This is a genomic window from Peptoniphilus ovalis (genome assembly GCF_018919265.1).
GTDB lineage: Bacteria > Bacillota > Clostridia > Tissierellales > Peptoniphilaceae > Peptoniphilus_A > Peptoniphilus_A ovalis.
Map to the genome: position 1 here is coordinate 112,617 of NZ_JAHLQO010000003.1, position 16,978 is coordinate 129,594.

A 16,978-nucleotide genomic window follows, 5' to 3' on the forward strand; every position below is an offset into this window, starting at 1 on the left:
TAGGTGGTTTTTTGAAAAATTTTTTAAAAAAAAATAAATATTTTATAAGAAGACTATTTGCCCTCTTATTAATTCTTTTTATTTTTATCTTTATTTATAGAATAATTAGGGGAAATCGCAATAATGATTATAAAACTATTTTCCCAACTCTAACAACTTATGAAAAAGATATAAACACAAAGATTTTTAATCTTTATGATGATAAAGTTTATTTTTCAAAAGGCGAGGGAATTGTTGTATTTAATGCTAGTGAAGGTCAAAAGGTACCACTTGGTTATGAGGTTGCATATCTAAATTTAATGGGAGATGTCTCTTCGTTTAAAGATGAACTAAATAAAATTGATGCAGCTATTAAACTTAAAAAAGGAATTAAACCTAATGATGATGAAAAATCAAATAAATTTTCAAATGATATTCAAGATCTTGTAAAAGATAAAAAATATGAAAAAATTTATTATGATATAAATTCAATGGATTCTTCTGGGGTTCAAAATTTTAATAAACAGGAACTTGAAGAATATACCGAGCTTTCTCTTGAAACTCTTGAATCTAAGAAAAATGAGCTAGAAGAGAATATTTCAAAATATAATTATTCTTATTTATCTGAATTTAGCGGTGTAGTTACTTATAAAATTGATGGAAACGAAGAATATTTTAAAATCGATGATTTAGATAAATTTACCTATGACTACCTTAATATAAATTTTACTTTTTCAAATTTAGAAATGGAAACAAAGGTAAAAGAAGGAGATCCTTTATTTAAATTAATTAACAACTTAAGATGGAACCTAGCCTGTACTATAGATAATTCCAAGGACATAAAGGATTATAAAGTAGGTGACCTTGTAAAAATTCAAATTGAAGATATGAAAGATATCTACGGCAGTATTGCACAAATTAATAAAAATGAAAAGAATGCCGTAATAATCGTAAGCCTGGATAGATACTTTGAGGAAATGTATTCTAACAGGATTCACAAGGGTAAAATTATCGTAGAAAGAACTAAGGGTTATGAAATACCTAAGTCTACATTAATTACTAGAGATAATATGACAGGAGTATTTGTTCAAGAGATTAAGGGTCTTGTTAAATTTGTTCCAGTCGAAATTGTAAAAGAATATAAAGATACTGTATTTATTAACAGAGGGAATAAACAATCTGTAATTATGATTGGAGATAAGAGTTATAAAACTGTAACTGTTAATGATGCTTTAGTAATAAATCCAAAAACAGTTGATGAATCAAGGATTTTAAATTGAGGTGATATTTTGGATTTAAAAGAGAATTTAGAAAAATTATATAATGAAATAAGTGAAGCTAAAGAAAGCTCAAATTTTAATAGAGATGTTAAATTAATAGCCGTTTCAAAAACTCATCCAGTTGAAATGATTAATGAATTTCACAAATTAGGTTTAAATGATTTTGGTGAAAATAAAGTTCAAGAACTTATTTCAAAATTCGATGAAGTAAATGGCGAAATTAATTTTCATTTAATTGGAAATTTACAGACTAATAAAGTAAAATATATTTATAATAAAGTTAAATTAATTCAATCTTTAGACAGAATAAAGTTAGCCAAGGAAATTGATAAAAGAGCTAAAGCCGATGACATTTCAGTTGATTGTCTAATTCAAATTAATATTGGAGAAGAAGAATCTAAATCTGGAATATTATATGAAGATACTGAAAAGTTTATTTATGAACTTCAAGAATATGAATCTATTAATGTTAAGGGACTTATGGCTATAGCTCCAAATACTGGTGATGAATTACTTCTTAGAAAATTATTTGAAAAAATGAATAAAATGTTTGAAAAACTTTCTTCGAATAATTTTGACAGAGTTGAAATGAAATATCTTTCAATGGGTATGAGTAATGATTTTAAACTAGCTATAAAAGAAGGGTCTAATATGATTAGAGTGGGCTCTAAACTATTTGGAAATAGAAATTATAATTAATTAGGAGGATATTATGGCAGAAAAAACTATGGACAAACTAAAGAAAATTTTTGGTTTTGCAGAGGATTATGAATACGAGGATTTCGATGATGAATACACTGATGATGTATCTGAAAATGAAATCCCTGAAACTACCTCAGTAAGCAGTGTGTCTTCTCATAAACCTGTGAAAACTAGAACTAATTCAGCAAGTAACATGATTATTACAGTTCATGAACCACTAACTTATGATGAATCTCCACTAATCGTTGATGATTTAAGAGATTTTAAAGCAGTTGTACTAAACTTCGAGCAACTTGATATTGATGTTAAAAGACAAATCTTTGATTTCGTAAGTGGTGCACTTTATGCATTAGATGGAAAAATGCAAAAAGTTAACAAAGACATCTTTATTTTAGCACCTAATAATGTTGAAATTGATGGTTTAAAAGAACAATTAAAAAATAATGGGATGTTTCCTTGGTAAGTTTTAATAAAATAGATTTAATTAGTCATATTAATAGAGCAGAAGATAGAAATGAAATTAGAAAAATTATAGATAAACTTGAAATAGTTTTAAGAGACCATTCAGTTGAATCTACTGATTTTCTAAATCCTCACGAAATTAATTTGGCGATTTCTGTTTTAAATAGATTCAAAGATGAAATATCTTACACTATAAGCGGCGGTCACGATTATGCTGAATCAAGTATTATTTACATTTACCAAAGCTATCAACAAGATATTGATTTTAATGATATAGTTATCTTTAGATTTGAATCAGATGAAAAAATTAAACATGGTGATGTGCTAGGTTCTCTAATTGGCCTTAGCATTGACAGAAGAAAAATAGGTGATATTTTGGTTGGGAAAAAATTCACTTATTTTTTTGTTAAAAGAGAAATTGCAAACTTTGTAGAAATAAATTTAAATAAAATTTCCAAATACAATATTAATTTAGAATTAACAAATAGTGAAGATGAATTAGATCTGCCAGAAAAGGAATACAATTTCAAAAAAATTATTGCCAACTCTTTTAGATTAGATAATTTAATTGCAAAAATTTTTAATTTATCTAGATCTAATGTAAAGAAATATATCTCCCAGGAATTAGTTAAGGTAAACTTTTCAGTGGAAACTAGACCTCATTTTGAACTTGAAGAGGGAGATTTAGTCTCTGTGAGAAGATATGGAAGATTTAGAGTATTTGAAGTCAAAGGGAATACAAAAAAGGGCAATTTTGTAATCGAAATAAGATTAAATAAATAGGAGGAATTATGTTTGTTGCCATTTTTAGCATAATATTAGTTTTAATAGATCAGTTTTCAAAATATCTAGTTAAAACTAATTTACAAGGCGAAAGCGAAATAGTTTTAATTAAAGATTTTTTAAGACTCTATTATATTGAAAATAGAGGAGCAGCTTTTGGCATACTTCAAAATTCAAGAACTCTTTTTGCTATAATTACAGTCATCGTTTTAATAATTTTACTTATATTTTTAATTAAAAATTATAGAAGAATTCCTAAAATTTATTTAATCAGTATAAGTTTATTAATTGGTGGAACTATTGGAAATTTCATAGATAGAATTAGACTTCACTATGTAATTGATTTTATTAGCATGAAATTTTTTGGATATAATTTTGCAATTTTTAATTTTGCAGATGTTTTTATTGTTGTTGGAACAATTCTCATTTCTATCGGCATAATACTACATGATAATCCTCCAAGGGAAAATAAAAATGTATCAAAATAATTTTATAGTTTCTTCAAATGATATTGATATAAGACTAGATAGATTTTTAGAAGAAAAACTTCCAATTAATAGATCACAAGTTAAAAAACATATCGAAAATGGCAATATTAAACTAAATAATAAAATTGTAAAAGCAGGTTACAAATTAAAGGAAAATGACAAAATCACTGTATCATATGAAGATGAGATAGTCTTAAAACCTGAAAAAATTGATTTTGATGTTCTTTTTGAAGATGATTATTTAGTAGTAATATCTAAACCACAAGATTTAGTAGTTCATCCTGGAGCTGGAAATAAATCTAATACTTTAGTTAATGGTCTGCTATATAAATTTAAAGAACTTTCAAATCCCATTGATGAAGATAGACCTGGAATTGTTCATAGACTTGATAAAGACACAAGTGGACTTATGGTTATTGCAAAAAAGGATGAAGCCTATTACAAGCTTATTGAAATGTTTAAAAATAGAGAGATTAAAAAAAATTATCTCGCAATAGTTCATGGTAATATCTATGAAAATTTTGAAATAAATGAACCTATTGGAAGAGACCCTAATAATAGAATTAAAATGAAAGTAATTTCAGAAAATTCTAAAGAAGCAAGAACAAGTGTAGAAGTTTTAAAAAACTTTGATAAATTTGCTCTTCTAAGTGTAGATTTACACACTGGAAGAACTCATCAAATTAGAGTTCATCTTTCTTATTACAATCATCCAATAGTTGGAGATTTAGTATATGGCTATAAAAATAAATTTAAAATTGATAAGCAATTATTACATGCATATAAACTTACCTTTAATCATCCAATAACTGGAGAAAAATTAGAAATAAAAGATAAGTTTCCAAAAAGATTTGAAGATTTTATAAATAAATATATTGTCTAGGAGTATGAGTATATTGAATAAGTACGATGTTATTGTTGTAGGTGCTGGAGCTAGTGGAGTTTTCGCATCTTATGAATTTAAAAAATTGAATACAGATTTAAAAGTTCTAGTAATTGATAAGGGCAATACTATTTATAAAAGACAGTGCCCAATAAAAACTGGAAAAGTAGACAATTGTATTAATTGCAATCCTTGTAATATTATGAATGGTTACGGTGGAGCTGGAACCTTATCCGATGGTAAATACAATATTACTACTGAATTTGGTGGCAATATGCATGATTACATTGGAAGAAAAAAATCTCTTGAATTAATGGAATATGTAGATTCAGTATTATGTAAATTTGATGGTGGTGAATCTAAATTATACCAAACAAAAAATTCAGATTTAAAAACAGTTGCATTAAAGCACGACCTTCATTTACTAGATGCTAAAGTTAGGCATTTTGGAACAGATAGAAATGTTAAAATCTTAGAAAAAATCTATGAATGGACTAAAGATAAAGTCGATGTTTTATTTAACACAACAATTGTAGATATCGAAAAAGATAAAGAATTCAAATTAATTAGTGATAAGGGAGAAACTTTTACTTGCGACAAATTAGTTCTCGCATCAGGTAGAAGTGGATCTAAATGGATTTCGAAAATTTGCGATAAATTTAATATTAAATTATTTTCTAATCAGGTTGATATAGGAGTGAGAGTTGAACTACCTGCTGAAGTTTTTAAACACATTACAGATGCAGTCTATGAATCAAAAATTGTTTATCAAACAAAGGAATACAATGATTTAGTAAGAACTTTTTGTATGAATCCCTATGGTCAGGTTGTAGCTGAAAATACAAATGGAATAATTACTGTAAATGGTCATTCCTACTCAGATGAAAGTCTTCATTCTGAAAATACGAATTTTGCTCTTCTTGTAAGCAATACTTTCACTGAACCATTTAAAGATTCTAATGAATACGGCGAATCTATTGCTAAACTAAGCAATATGCTAGGTGGCGGAGTCCTCCTTCAAAGATTTGGAGATTTAAAAAAGGGAAGAAGATCTGATAAAAGAAGAATGGCAAAATGTTTTACAGAACCAACATTAAAGGCAACACCAGGTGATTTATCACTTGTAATACCTAAAAGACAATTAGACTCTATTATCGAAATGATTTATGCACTTGATAAGATAGCTCCAGGTACTGCAAATGATGATACTTTGCTTTATGGAGTTGAGGTCAAATTCTATAACTCAAAGGTGGAAACAGATAATAATTTTGAAACTTCAGTAGAAGGCTTATTTGTAGTAGGAGATGGAGCTGGCTCAACACATTCATTATCACAAGCCTCTGCTTGCGGAGTTTATGTTGCAAGATATCTAAATGAAATTTTAAGTAAGAGTATGTAAATAGCATACTCTTTTATTGATATAGACCCAACTTTTCATGTATAATAATATGAATGAAACGAGGAATTTGATGGAAAATAATGATTTAATTAAAGATATAAAGACTAATGTCAATGAATATATAGCAAATATTAAAGAAAATATAGACGACAAAAAAGCCTTAGTCATAACTCATGGATGCCAAATGAATGAACATGATTCAGAAAAAATCACCTGGCTTCTAGAAAAGATGGGCTACAGCTTTGTAAATGAAATTGAAGAAGCTGATTTTATAATCGTTAATACTTGTTCTGTAAGACATTCTGCAGAGGACAAAGTCTATGGTCAGCTTGGCAATCTTAAAAACTTAAAAAACAGAAAGAAAAATTTAAAAATTGCAGTTTGTGGCTGCATGATGCAAAGAAAAGAATCAAGAGATTATGTAATAGAAAAATTTCCCAATGTAGATATTATTTTTGGTACAAACAATATTTGGAAGCTACCTGAATTAATTTATTCATCCTATAATGGCAAAAAATTGTCAATTGATATCGAAGATAATCCAGTTAGTATAGATGATGAATTAGGTGCAAATAGATTATATTCATTTAAATCTTATGTGAATATAATGTATGGATGCAACAACTTCTGTTCATATTGTATAGTTCCTTACACTAGAGGTAGAGAAACTAGTAGAAGACCTGGAGAAATTTTAAGAGAAATTGAAAATCTCGCTAAAAATGGAACAAAAGAAGTGACACTTCTAGGTCAAAATGTAAATTCTTATGGTAAAAACTTTGAAAATGGATATGCATTTTATAATCTGCTTGAAGAAATAAATGAAATAAAAGGGATCGAAAGAATTAGATTTATGACATCTCATCCTAAAGATATATCAGATGAATTGATTTATTCTTTCAAAAATCTTGATAAGTTATCTAATTTCTTACACCTTCCTGTTCAAGCAGGGTCTTCAAGGGTTTTAAAATTAATGAATAGAAAATACACAAAAGAAGATTATCTAAGAAAAATAGATAAAATAAAGTCTGTAAATCCAGATATCGCACTTTCTACTGATTTAATGGTAGGTTTTCCTGGAGAAACAGAGGAGGATTTTGCAGATACTTTGGATTTAGCAAAAAAAGTTGAATATGATACTTCCTTTACTTTTATATATTCAATTAGAGAAAATACTCCTGCCGCAAATAGGCCTGATCAAGTGCCTGATAAAGTTAAGCATGAGAGATTCGAGAGATTGCTAGATGTACTTTATCCTATTCAAGAAAAGAAAAATAAAGCTTTTATAGATAAAACTGTAGATGTATTAGTTGAAGATGTCTCTAAGAAAGATAACGAAAATGTAAGTGGTAGAACTGATGAATTTAAGTTAGTTAATTTTAAAGGTAGCAAAGACGATATAGGTAAAATCCTTAAAGTTAAAATTAATAATGCAAATAGTTTTTCATTAGCAGGTGAGAAAATTGAATCGTGAAAAATTAACCCCAATGATGCAACAATATCTTGAAGTTAAAGATGAAAACCCAGATGCTATTTTATTTTTTAGATTGGGTGATTTTTATGAAATGTTTTTTGATGATGCGATTACGGCATCTCGAGAACTTGAACTAACTTTAACTAGAAGAAGTGCTGGGCTTGAAGAAAAGGCACCTATGTGTGGTGTTCCATACCATGTTGCATCAGGTTATATTTCAAAACTAATAGATAAAGGATATAAAGTTGCAATTTGTGATCAAGTCGAAGACCCTAAAGAAGCAAAGGGTATAGTAAAAAGAGAGGTCACTCAAATTATAACTCCTGGAACTTTTATAGATAATGAATATATTAGAAAAGATATAAATAATTATCTCTTGGCAATTTATATAGATGGTTATTATTTAAATTTAACTTATTCAGATTATTCAACTGGAGAAATATACTTTACAGAAAAAACTTTCTTATCTAAAGAAGAACTTATAAATTTTATAAAAAATGAAATTTATAGAATAAGCCCTAATGAAGTTTTAATTAATAATAATGAAAATATAGAAATTCACAAAATTTTAGAGTCAAATAATATTTTTATAAATTCTTATGAACCAGAAAATATTAAAAATGCTGATATTTTTAAAGATTTTAATGATTTTTTCAGCACCGAGTTTAAAGATAATTTAAAAAAAGTAATAAAAAATAATAATTTTAGCGACATTACATCTTTAAAAAAACTCTTACAATATCTGATAATCACACAAAAAGTTAATCTAAGTCATATTAATAAATTAAATTATTATGATAATTTTAAGTTTTTAGTGTTAGATGAAAATTCTAAAAGAACTCTAGAACTCACTAAAGGTCTTAATACATTTAGTAAGAAAGAATCATTACTAGAAATCTTAGATAGATGTAATACTTCAATGGGATCAAGAAAACTAAAAAAATGGGTTGAAAGTCCTCTTATTAATCGTGAAAAAATTATAGAAAGACAAGATTTAATCGAATCTTTCACTAAGAACCTATTACTTCAATACAAGTTAGATAAATTATTAAAAGAAGTTTATGATATAGAAAGACTTGTTGTCAAGATTTCAAACGGTACTATTAATCCAAGAGAAATCTATTCTTTGAAGAACACTATCAATAATTCCATTGAAATTAAAGATATTTTAGAAAATGAAAATGATAGATTAAAAGAATTTTCTAGAAATATTATTAACTTAAGTGAAATTTCTCAAAACATTGATGAAATATTAATTGACAATCCTCCAGTCGTAATTGAAGAAAATAGAATTATAAAAAGAGAATATTCTAAAGAACTAGATGAGCTCTTTGAAATAGCAACAGAAGGTAAAAATTGGCTTTTAGATTTTGAAAACAAAGAAAGACAAAAAACTGGAATTAAAAATCTAAAAGTTAAACACAATAAAATCTTAGGATTCTTTATTGAGGTTACTAAGTCTAATTTAGATAGCGTACCCGATGAGTATATTAGAAAACAAACATTGGTCGGATCTGAAAGATATTTTTCTTTAAAGCTAAAAGAAACTGAAGATAAAATAATTGGCTCAAAAGATAGAGCATTAGATTTACAATCTCATATTTACAACAATCTCAAAAATAGTATAAAAGATGAAATTTACAAAATACAAATTTTAGCTAATAAATTATCTGAACTTGACTCACTTATTTCACTTTCAAAAGTTGCTATATCAAATAATTATGTGAGACCTAATATAAATGAAGAAGGATTTATTGAAATTAAAAATGGAAGACATCCAATTGTAGAGTCTTATTTAAAAGATGACTTCTTTGTACCTAATGATACATTTATCGATAATAAAGAAAATATGATTCACATAATAACTGGCCCTAATATGGCTGGTAAATCTACATATATGAGACAAGTTGCTCTTATCACAATAATGGCTCATATAGGCTCTTTTGTGCCTTGTGATAGTGCAAATATTTCAATAGTAGATAGAATCTTTACAAGAATAGGAGCAAGCGATAATCTAGCAAAAGGTCAATCAACTTTTATGGTTGAGATGCAAGAAGTTGCGAATATTATTGACAATTCAACTGAAAAATCCTTATTGATACTGGATGAAGTGGGAAGAGGAACAAGTACTTTCGATGGACTGGCTATTGCCAATGCTATTATTGAGTATATCGCAGAAAATATTAAAGCTAAGACACTTTTTGCAACTCATTACCACGAATTAGTTCATCTTGAAGATAAATACGATACTATTACTAACTTAACGATAGCAGTCGATAAACAGGACGATGATATTATATTTTTAAGAAAAATTATTAAAGGATTTACAAATAATTCTTATGGTATTGATGTTGCTAGACTTGCAGGAATCGATGAAAGTATAATAAATCGAGCAAAATTTATACTTGATATTATTGAAGACGAAAATAAAAACATAAGTATTAATATTGATAATTCGAATAATATAGATAATCATCCAACTAAAGAAAATACTGAATTAAATAAACTAGTGGATAAAATCAAAAATATTGATATATTAGAGGTAAATCCACTTCAAGCTTTTAATATTTTAAATGAAATCATAGAAAAATTGAGGGATGTAAAATGAGTATAAAGCTTTTAGATGAATCAACAATTTCAAAAATTGCTGCCGGAGAAATAATTGAAAATCCTGCTTCTATTGTCAAAGAACTTGTTGAAAATTCTATAGATGCTAAAGCTGACAATATAATAATTGAAATTAAGGGAAGCAGTACTGACTTCATTAAAATTACTGACAATGGATGTGGATTTAATGAAGAAGATTTAGAAATTGCATTTCTTAGACATTCTACATCAAAGCTTGAAACTATAGATGATTTGCAAAAAATTAGAACTCTAGGATTTAGGGGAGAAGCTCTTGCAAGTATTGCAAATATCTCTAAAATAAAGCTCATGACTAAAACAAATAATGACTTAGCTGGAACTTCAATTCTAATTGAAAATGGAAAGATTATAAAAAAGAATAAAATAGGAATGCCTAAGGGTACTACTTTTATTGTTACTGATGTATTTTACAATACTCCTGTCAGAAAAAAATTTTTAAAAAAAGATAAAACTGAAATAAATAATATTATTGACCTAGTTCAAAAAATTGCCCTTAGTAACATCTATGTAAAATTCACATTAATTAAAGATGGAAAAATTATTATCGATACTAATAAAGATTCAAATACAATAAATAGAATTTACAGTATCCTTGGATCTGAAATTGCATCTTCTCTAAATGAAGGCAAATTTAAATCTGAAACTTATGATATAAAAGGTTACTTTTCAAATAATAAATTATTTAGATCAAATAGAGATAGTCAGTATATTTTTATTAATGGAAGATATATTAGAAACCTTAATATTTCAAAAGCTATAGAAAGTAAGTATCATTCTTTAATTCCTTTAAATAGATATCCATGCTTTGTGCTTTATATAGTAATTGACCCCTCGCTAATTGATGTAAATATTCATCCAAAGAAAAATGAAGTTAAAATTTCTGATGAAAGAATGATACTTGCTATACTCTCAGAAATCGTAGAAGATGTAATTTACCCTAATAGAAGCATTAGAGAAATTGATTTTAAAGAGGAAAAAGAAGTTTTAAATGTTTTTGATATTTTTAACTCAGACGATTTAGAAGATAAAAAAATATCTAATTCTTATAATAGTGCCTATGAAGATAAATCATTTAATATCGAAGAAAGTGTAACTGATTATTCTTCAGTATTAGAAAGAGAAGATAAAAATATTTATTACTATAATGATGAAAATATTGTTAAAAGTGAAAACCAAGAATTCAATGAAAATGAAGATATTAATTTCTTAAAACACTTAAATGAAAGTAAAATTGACGAGAGATTATTTAATACAAGAATTGTAGGAGTTCTTTTTAAAACTTATATACTGTTAGAAAATCAAAGGGATGGAATTTGTTATATAGTTGATCAACACGCAGCTCATGAGAGAGTAAATTATGAAAAATACTTAGATATGTATCTAAATAAAAGTATTAACTCTCAGATACTTTTAAAACCTGAAATAATTCAGCTCAATCAATTGGAATTTGATAAACTTCAGAATTATTTAGAAATTTTTGAAAAGCTAGGATTTAAAATTGAAAACTTTGGAGATAATGAGGTTGTTTTAAGAGAAGTTCCAATGATATTCGGTCTACCAACTTATGTTGATTTTATTAGAGATATTATAGATTCATTAGACAAAAATATTTCATCAAATTATGAAGCTGATTTATATAAAATTATGAAAAAAGCTTGTAAAGCCTCAGTCAAATCAGGCGATAAACTTTCTAACTTGGAGATTGAAGAATTAATAAAGAGTCTTAAAAATTGTGACAATCCTTATACTTGTCCTCACGGAAGACCAACTATTATAGAAGTTTCAATTTCAACTATTGCAAAATTATTTTTGAGGGAATAAATGGAAAATTTAATTATAATTACAGGTCCAACAGGAATAGGAAAGACGGAGTTATCTTTAGAACTTGCTCGAAAATTTAATGGTGAAATAATTTCAGCTGATTCAATGCAAATTTATAAAAATTTAGATATTGGAACAGCAAAAATCAATATTGATTTAACAGAAATCCCTCATCATATGATAGATATTGTAGAACCTTGGGACAATTTTTCTGTTTCAGACTTTAAAAATCAAGTAAACAACTTAATAACTGAGATTAATAATAGGGGCAAAATTCCCTTTTTAGTGGGGGGAACAGGCCTTTATATTAATTCAATAGTTTATAATTTAGATTTTGCAAAAACTGAAGTTGATTGGGATTATAGAGATTATTTAAATAATTTACTTGAAGAAAAGGGCTCGGAATTTCTTTATGATAAATTGGTTGAATTAGATGAAGAAATGGCTGAAAAAATTCACAAAAATAATGGACAGAGAATCATTAGAGCTCTTGAAATAAATAAAAATGGAACAACAAAAGGTAATAACTTTCGAGAAGAAAATAATCAATATAATCTTATATATATAGGGCTTAATATGGATAGAGAAAAGCTATATAATAAGATAAATCATAGAGTTGACAAGATGATTGAAAAAGGTCTTGTCGAAGAAGTTAAAAATATTCTTGAAACCGGAATAGATAAAAATACCCAATCCCTTAAAGCCATAGGATACAAAGAAGTTATTTCTTATTTAGATAAAGATATAGATTATGATGAAATGATTGAGCTAATAAAAAGAAATTCTAGAAGATATGCAAAAAGACAGCTTACTTGGTTTAGAGCTGACAAGAGAATCAAGTGGTTTGATAGAGAAGCAAATACATTAATTAGTGATATAGAGAGCTATATAGGAGAAAAAATTGGCAGAATATAATAGATTATTTGAAGAAGAATATGGAATTAAAGAAAAAGTAATAAATTTTGTAAATCAAAGGGAAGAGGAGTTGCTTAAAAGGTTTAAAGAATTTAGCGATGTTTCACAATACAATCAAGTTAAAATCTTAAAAGCAATGCAAGAAGAAGATTTAAAATCCACTGACTTTAACTGGACCACTGGATATGGATATGGAGATATAGGAAGAGATAAAGTTGAAAGAATATTTTCTAGAATATTTAAAACTGAAGATAGTTTAGTTAGACCTAATATTGTATCTGGGACTCATGCAATAACTATCGCTTTAAAATCAGTTTTAAAACATGGGGATCATTTTGTTTCTATAACATCTACTCCTTATGACACACTTCAAAAAGTAATAGGTTTAAGAGGTAATAGTGAAGACTCACTAATAAATTCTGGACTAGAGTATTCTGAAGTTCCATTATTAGAAGATAATAAAATTGATATATCTAATATAAAAAATTACATCAAAGATAATACAACTCTAGCAATTTTACAAAGATCAACTGGATATTCAAATAGAAGAGCATTCACAGTATCTGAATTAAAAGAGGCAGTAGATGAAGTTAGAAAAATAAATCCAGATATAAAAATATTTGTTGATAATTGTTACGGGGAATTTACAGAAATTATTGAACCTAGCGAAATTGGAATAGATATTATGGCTGGATCACTTATAAAAAACCCAGGCGGTGGTCTTGCTTATACTGGTGGCTATATTACTGGAGATTCTAAACTAATTGAAAAATCTGCAAATATTTTAACAGCACCTGGAATAGGTAAAGACTGTGGACTTACTTTTGGTATGACAAGACAAATTTTACAAGGCTTATTTTTATCGCCTAAAATTGTTGAAGATGCGTTAAAAGGCGCAACATTATTTGCAAAATGTTTTGAAGATTTAGGATTTTCATCAATTCCTTCAAGCACTGATAAGAGGAGCGATATTGTAACTGCCATAAAACTTGGAGATTCAGAAATTCTTGAAACATTTTGTAAATATATTCAGTTTTCATCTCCAGTTGATTCACAATTTACTCCAATTCCATGGGATATGCCAGGATATGACGATCAAGTAATAATGGCTGCAGGTGATTTTATAGAAGGCTCTTCAATTGAACTTTCAGCAGACGGACCTATGAGAGAACCTTATTATGTATATTTCCAAGGTGGGCTTTCTTATTACCACATTAAATTTGCACTAATAAACTTGTTAAATGCCCTTGATAAAAACAAATTAATAGAAATAAATTATTAAAAAAAGAACTTGCTACAAATTAAAGTAGCAAGTTTTTTAATTAGCTTGATCAAAATAATTAAATTAAATAAATTTTCTATATAGTCCTATAATTTTACCAAGTATTGAAATTTCTTTAAAATACATTGGCTCCATATTATCATTTTCTGGTTGTAATCTATAACCATCACTTTCTTTGTAGAAAGTCTTTATTGTAGCTTCATCTTCAATAAGTGCTAAAACCTTATCACCGTTTTTTGCAGTATTTGTCTTTTCAATAATTACATAATCATCGTCAAAAATTCCAGCATTAATCATACTTTCTCCAGAAACTCTTAAAATAAAAACTTCTTTGTCAGAAACAAAGTCAAGAGGTAGGGGAGTAGTATCTTCTATATTTTGAACTGCAAGAATTGGTGCACCAGCAGTTACCTTACCAAGTACAGGGATATCAACAGTCTTTTTCTTTGGAATTAAGTCATCATCGTCTTGTGGAACAATTTCTATAGCTCTAGTCTTGGAAGCATCTTTTCTTATATAATTTTTGCTCTCAAGTTTTTCCAATGCATAATAGACAGTTGAAGTCGATTTAATATTACAACCAGTACAAATTTCACGAACAGTAGGCGGGTAACCCTTAGATTCAATAAACCTTTTAATGAAAAAAATAATTTCTAAATCTCTTTGGTTTAAATCCTCGTACATATTTATACCTCCTTTTCTAATTTTATTTAATAATATCATATATGAACAACTATTTCAAACTCTTGTTTAAAAATGTCTGGAAAATCTATTGACAAAAAAGAACAAGAGTTGTAACATATGTTTAGAACTTGTATTTGATATGTATGTTCGACACAATTGTTTAGAACTTTTATTTTTTAGAGGTGAATCATGAAAAAAGTTAGAATTTATAAGACAAAAGTTTTATTATTTTTATTTACAATATTAATATTTAATTTAGGGCTAATTGTAACTGGAGAAAATAATATTAATCCAATTAAAAATAATGAAAAATCCTTTGTTATATATACAGTAAAATCAGGAGATACATTTTGGACTATAGCAAATAATTATAATTATAGTAATAAAATGAAATTCATAAGTGATATTGAAAGAATTAATAATTTGAATTCCGAAAGCTTGAAACCTGGTTATAAAATTGCAATTCCTATTTATAAAAGTAAATAGTTGAACTTAATACACCTATATTTAATTTGACTTATATTATTAAAAGATATACAATTATTTAAGGATAATTTTTTTATCCATTGATTTATGATTTTAAAATTTGAAACATGAAAATTGAATAGGAGGTGTATGATGGTTTTATATATTTTATTATCTGTAATTATTGGCTTAGCCATAGGCTATGCTGTTAGAAAATATATTTCAGAAGGAAAGATTAATAATGCTGAACAGATAGCTCAAAAACTAGTATATGAAGCTGAAAATCAGGCTCAAACACAAAAGAAAGTTTTACTTGTTGAAGCTAAAGAAGAAATTCAAAAGCTAAGAACGGAGCAAGAAAATGAAGCAAAATCTAGAAGAGCTGAAATTAAAGAAATGGAAGACAGACTTCTTGATAAGGAAAAACTTCTTGATAAGAAATCTTCACAGGTAGAGAAAAAAGATGAAAAACTTACTAGAAAATTAGAAGGCTTGAGAGAAAAAGAAGAAGCCGCAGATGATTTAGTTAAACAGAGAGAAGAAGAACTGCAAAAAGTAGCTGGACTTACTAAAGAAGAAGGTAAGGATATTCTTTTAAATGAACTTAGAAAAGAAATAACTAATGAATCAGCACTAATTATTAAAGAAAACGAAAACAGAATTAAAGAAGAATCTAGTAAATACGCAAGAAATATAATTTCACAAGCTATCCAAAGATGTGCAGCTGATCAAGTAGCTGAATCTACTGTAGCTGTTGTTAATTTACCTAACGATGAGATGAAAGGTAGAATTATTGGTAGAGAAGGTAGAAATATTCGTGCCATTGAATCTATAACAGGTGTAGACTTAATAATCGATGATACTCCAGAAGCGGTTGTATTATCTTGCTTTGACCCAATAAGACGTGAAATAGCAAGAGTTGCTCTTGAAAAACTTGTTAATGATGGAAGAATCCATCCAACAAAAATAGAAGAAACTGTTGAAAAGGCTAGATCAGAAGTCGAAACTATTATTAAGGAATCTGGAGAGCAAGCAGCTTATGATGCTGGAGTGCACGGACTTCATCCTGAAATTATTAAATATTTAGGTAGATTAAAATATAGAACAAGCTACGGACAAAATAATTTAAAACACTCTGTAGAGGTTTCTGAAATTGCTGGTCTTTTAGCCAAAGAACTAGGAGCAGATGTCAAACTTGCTAAACGTGGAGGTCTTCTTCATGATATTGGAAAATCTATAGATAGAAATGTTGATTTACCACATGTTGATGTAGGCGTTGAAATTGCCAGAAAATACAATGAATCTGAATATGTAATTAACGCAATTCAATCACATCATGGTGATGTAGAACCTAATTGCGTAGAATCTATCTTAGTTCAAGCTGCAGATGCAATTTCTGCTGCAAGACCTGGAGCTAGAAGAGAAACAGTTGAATCCTATATCCAAAGACTTGAAAAGCTTGAAGAAATTGCAAATGAATTTGATGGAATTGAAAAATCTTATGCAGTTCAAGCAGGACGTGAAGTTCGAATTATTGTAAAACCTGAAAAAATATCTGAAGCAGAAATAACAATTACCGCTAGAGATATTGTTAAGAGAATAGAAGCTGAACTAGATTTCCCAGGTCAAATTAAGGTAAATGTCATTAGAGAAACTAGAGCAGTTGAATATGCTAAATAATGTAATAGAGCCTGACTGTATGTCAGGCTTTTATTTTT

At 27.6% G+C, this 16,978-nt stretch carries 15 protein-coding genes; 14 read left to right on the forward strand and 1 reads right to left on the reverse strand.

Features of this window, described 5'->3' with window-relative positions:
- The first annotated feature begins 11 nt into the window (after positions 1-11).
- From KQI68_RS04195 to KQI68_RS04250, 12 genes are all read left to right on the forward strand, one after another.
- The gene (locus tag KQI68_RS04195; protein WP_216548887.1) at positions 12-1,259 is read left to right on the forward strand and encodes a biotin/lipoyl attachment domain-containing protein; all 1,248 of its coding nucleotides are present in this window, start codon (positions 12-14) and stop codon (positions 1,257-1,259) included.
- A 9-nt stretch (positions 1,260-1,268) separates the two neighbouring features.
- Positions 1,269-1,958 (forward strand): YggS family pyridoxal phosphate-dependent enzyme, encoded by a 690-nt coding sequence (locus KQI68_RS04200; RefSeq protein WP_216548888.1) that lies wholly within the window; start codon positions 1,269-1,271, stop codon positions 1,956-1,958.
- A 13-nt stretch (positions 1,959-1,971) separates the two neighbouring features.
- Complete coding sequence (locus tag KQI68_RS04205) at positions 1,972-2,424, forward strand: cell division protein SepF (RefSeq protein WP_216548889.1); 453 nt, start codon at positions 1,972-1,974, stop codon at positions 2,422-2,424.
- Positions 2,418-3,206, forward strand: a complete 789-nt coding sequence (locus tag KQI68_RS04210; protein ID WP_216548890.1) for a YlmH family RNA-binding protein — start codon at positions 2,418-2,420, stop codon at positions 3,204-3,206. The genes KQI68_RS04205 and KQI68_RS04210 overlap by 7 nt, the downstream gene beginning before the upstream one ends.
- 8 nt (positions 3,207-3,214) lie before the next feature.
- Positions 3,215-3,694 carry a signal peptidase II gene (gene lspA, locus KQI68_RS04215; protein WP_216548891.1) on the forward strand — a complete coding sequence of 160 codons (480 nt, stop codon included), beginning with the start codon at positions 3,215-3,217 and terminating at the stop codon, positions 3,692-3,694.
- Complete coding sequence (locus KQI68_RS04220) at positions 3,681-4,577, forward strand: RluA family pseudouridine synthase (protein ID WP_216548892.1); 897 nt, start codon at positions 3,681-3,683, stop codon at positions 4,575-4,577. The genes lspA and KQI68_RS04220 overlap by 14 nt, the downstream gene beginning before the upstream one ends.
- A 13-nt stretch (positions 4,578-4,590) precedes the next feature.
- Positions 4,591-5,976: an NAD(P)/FAD-dependent oxidoreductase gene (locus tag KQI68_RS04225; protein WP_216548893.1), complete on the forward strand. Its 1,386-nt coding sequence runs from the start codon at positions 4,591-4,593 to the stop codon at positions 5,974-5,976.
- A gap of 67 nt (positions 5,977-6,043) precedes the next feature.
- Positions 6,044-7,447 (forward strand): tRNA (N6-isopentenyl adenosine(37)-C2)-methylthiotransferase MiaB, encoded by a 1,404-nt coding sequence (miaB, locus tag KQI68_RS04230; RefSeq protein ID WP_425516609.1) that lies wholly within the window; start codon positions 6,044-6,046, stop codon positions 7,445-7,447.
- The gene (gene mutS / locus KQI68_RS04235) at positions 7,437-10,055 is read left to right on the forward strand and encodes a DNA mismatch repair protein MutS (protein WP_216548895.1); all 2,619 of its coding nucleotides are present in this window, start codon (positions 7,437-7,439) and stop codon (positions 10,053-10,055) included. Before miaB ends, mutS begins: the two co-directional genes overlap by 11 nt.
- Complete coding sequence (gene mutL / locus KQI68_RS04240) at positions 10,052-11,914, forward strand: DNA mismatch repair endonuclease MutL (protein WP_216548896.1); 1,863 nt, start codon at positions 10,052-10,054, stop codon at positions 11,912-11,914. The genes mutS and mutL overlap by 4 nt, the downstream gene beginning before the upstream one ends.
- Complete coding sequence (gene miaA, locus KQI68_RS04245; protein ID WP_216548897.1) at positions 11,915-12,829, forward strand: tRNA (adenosine(37)-N6)-dimethylallyltransferase MiaA; 915 nt, start codon at positions 11,915-11,917, stop codon at positions 12,827-12,829.
- On the forward strand, positions 12,816-14,111 hold the full coding sequence (locus KQI68_RS04250) for a methionine gamma-lyase family protein (RefSeq protein WP_216548898.1): 1,296 nt from the start codon (positions 12,816-12,818) through the stop codon (positions 14,109-14,111). The genes miaA and KQI68_RS04250 overlap by 14 nt, the downstream gene beginning before the upstream one ends.
- A gap of 63 nt (positions 14,112-14,174) precedes the next feature.
- Here the strand turns inward: KQI68_RS04250 and lexA are convergent, their stop codons facing one another.
- Positions 14,175-14,795 (reverse strand): transcriptional repressor LexA, encoded by a 621-nt coding sequence (lexA, locus tag KQI68_RS04255; RefSeq protein WP_216548899.1) that lies wholly within the window; start codon positions 14,793-14,795, stop codon positions 14,175-14,177.
- A 189-nt stretch (positions 14,796-14,984) separates the two neighbouring features.
- Between lexA and KQI68_RS04260 the strand changes: the two genes are divergently transcribed.
- A complete protein-coding gene (locus tag KQI68_RS04260; protein WP_216548900.1) occupies positions 14,985-15,281 on the forward strand; it encodes a LysM peptidoglycan-binding domain-containing protein in 297 nt (98 codons plus the stop codon).
- Positions 15,282-15,413: 132 nt separating this feature from the next.
- The gene (rny, locus tag KQI68_RS04265) at positions 15,414-16,940 is read left to right on the forward strand and encodes a ribonuclease Y (protein WP_246541256.1); all 1,527 of its coding nucleotides are present in this window, start codon (positions 15,414-15,416) and stop codon (positions 16,938-16,940) included.
- Positions 16,941-16,978: the final 38 nt, after the last annotated feature.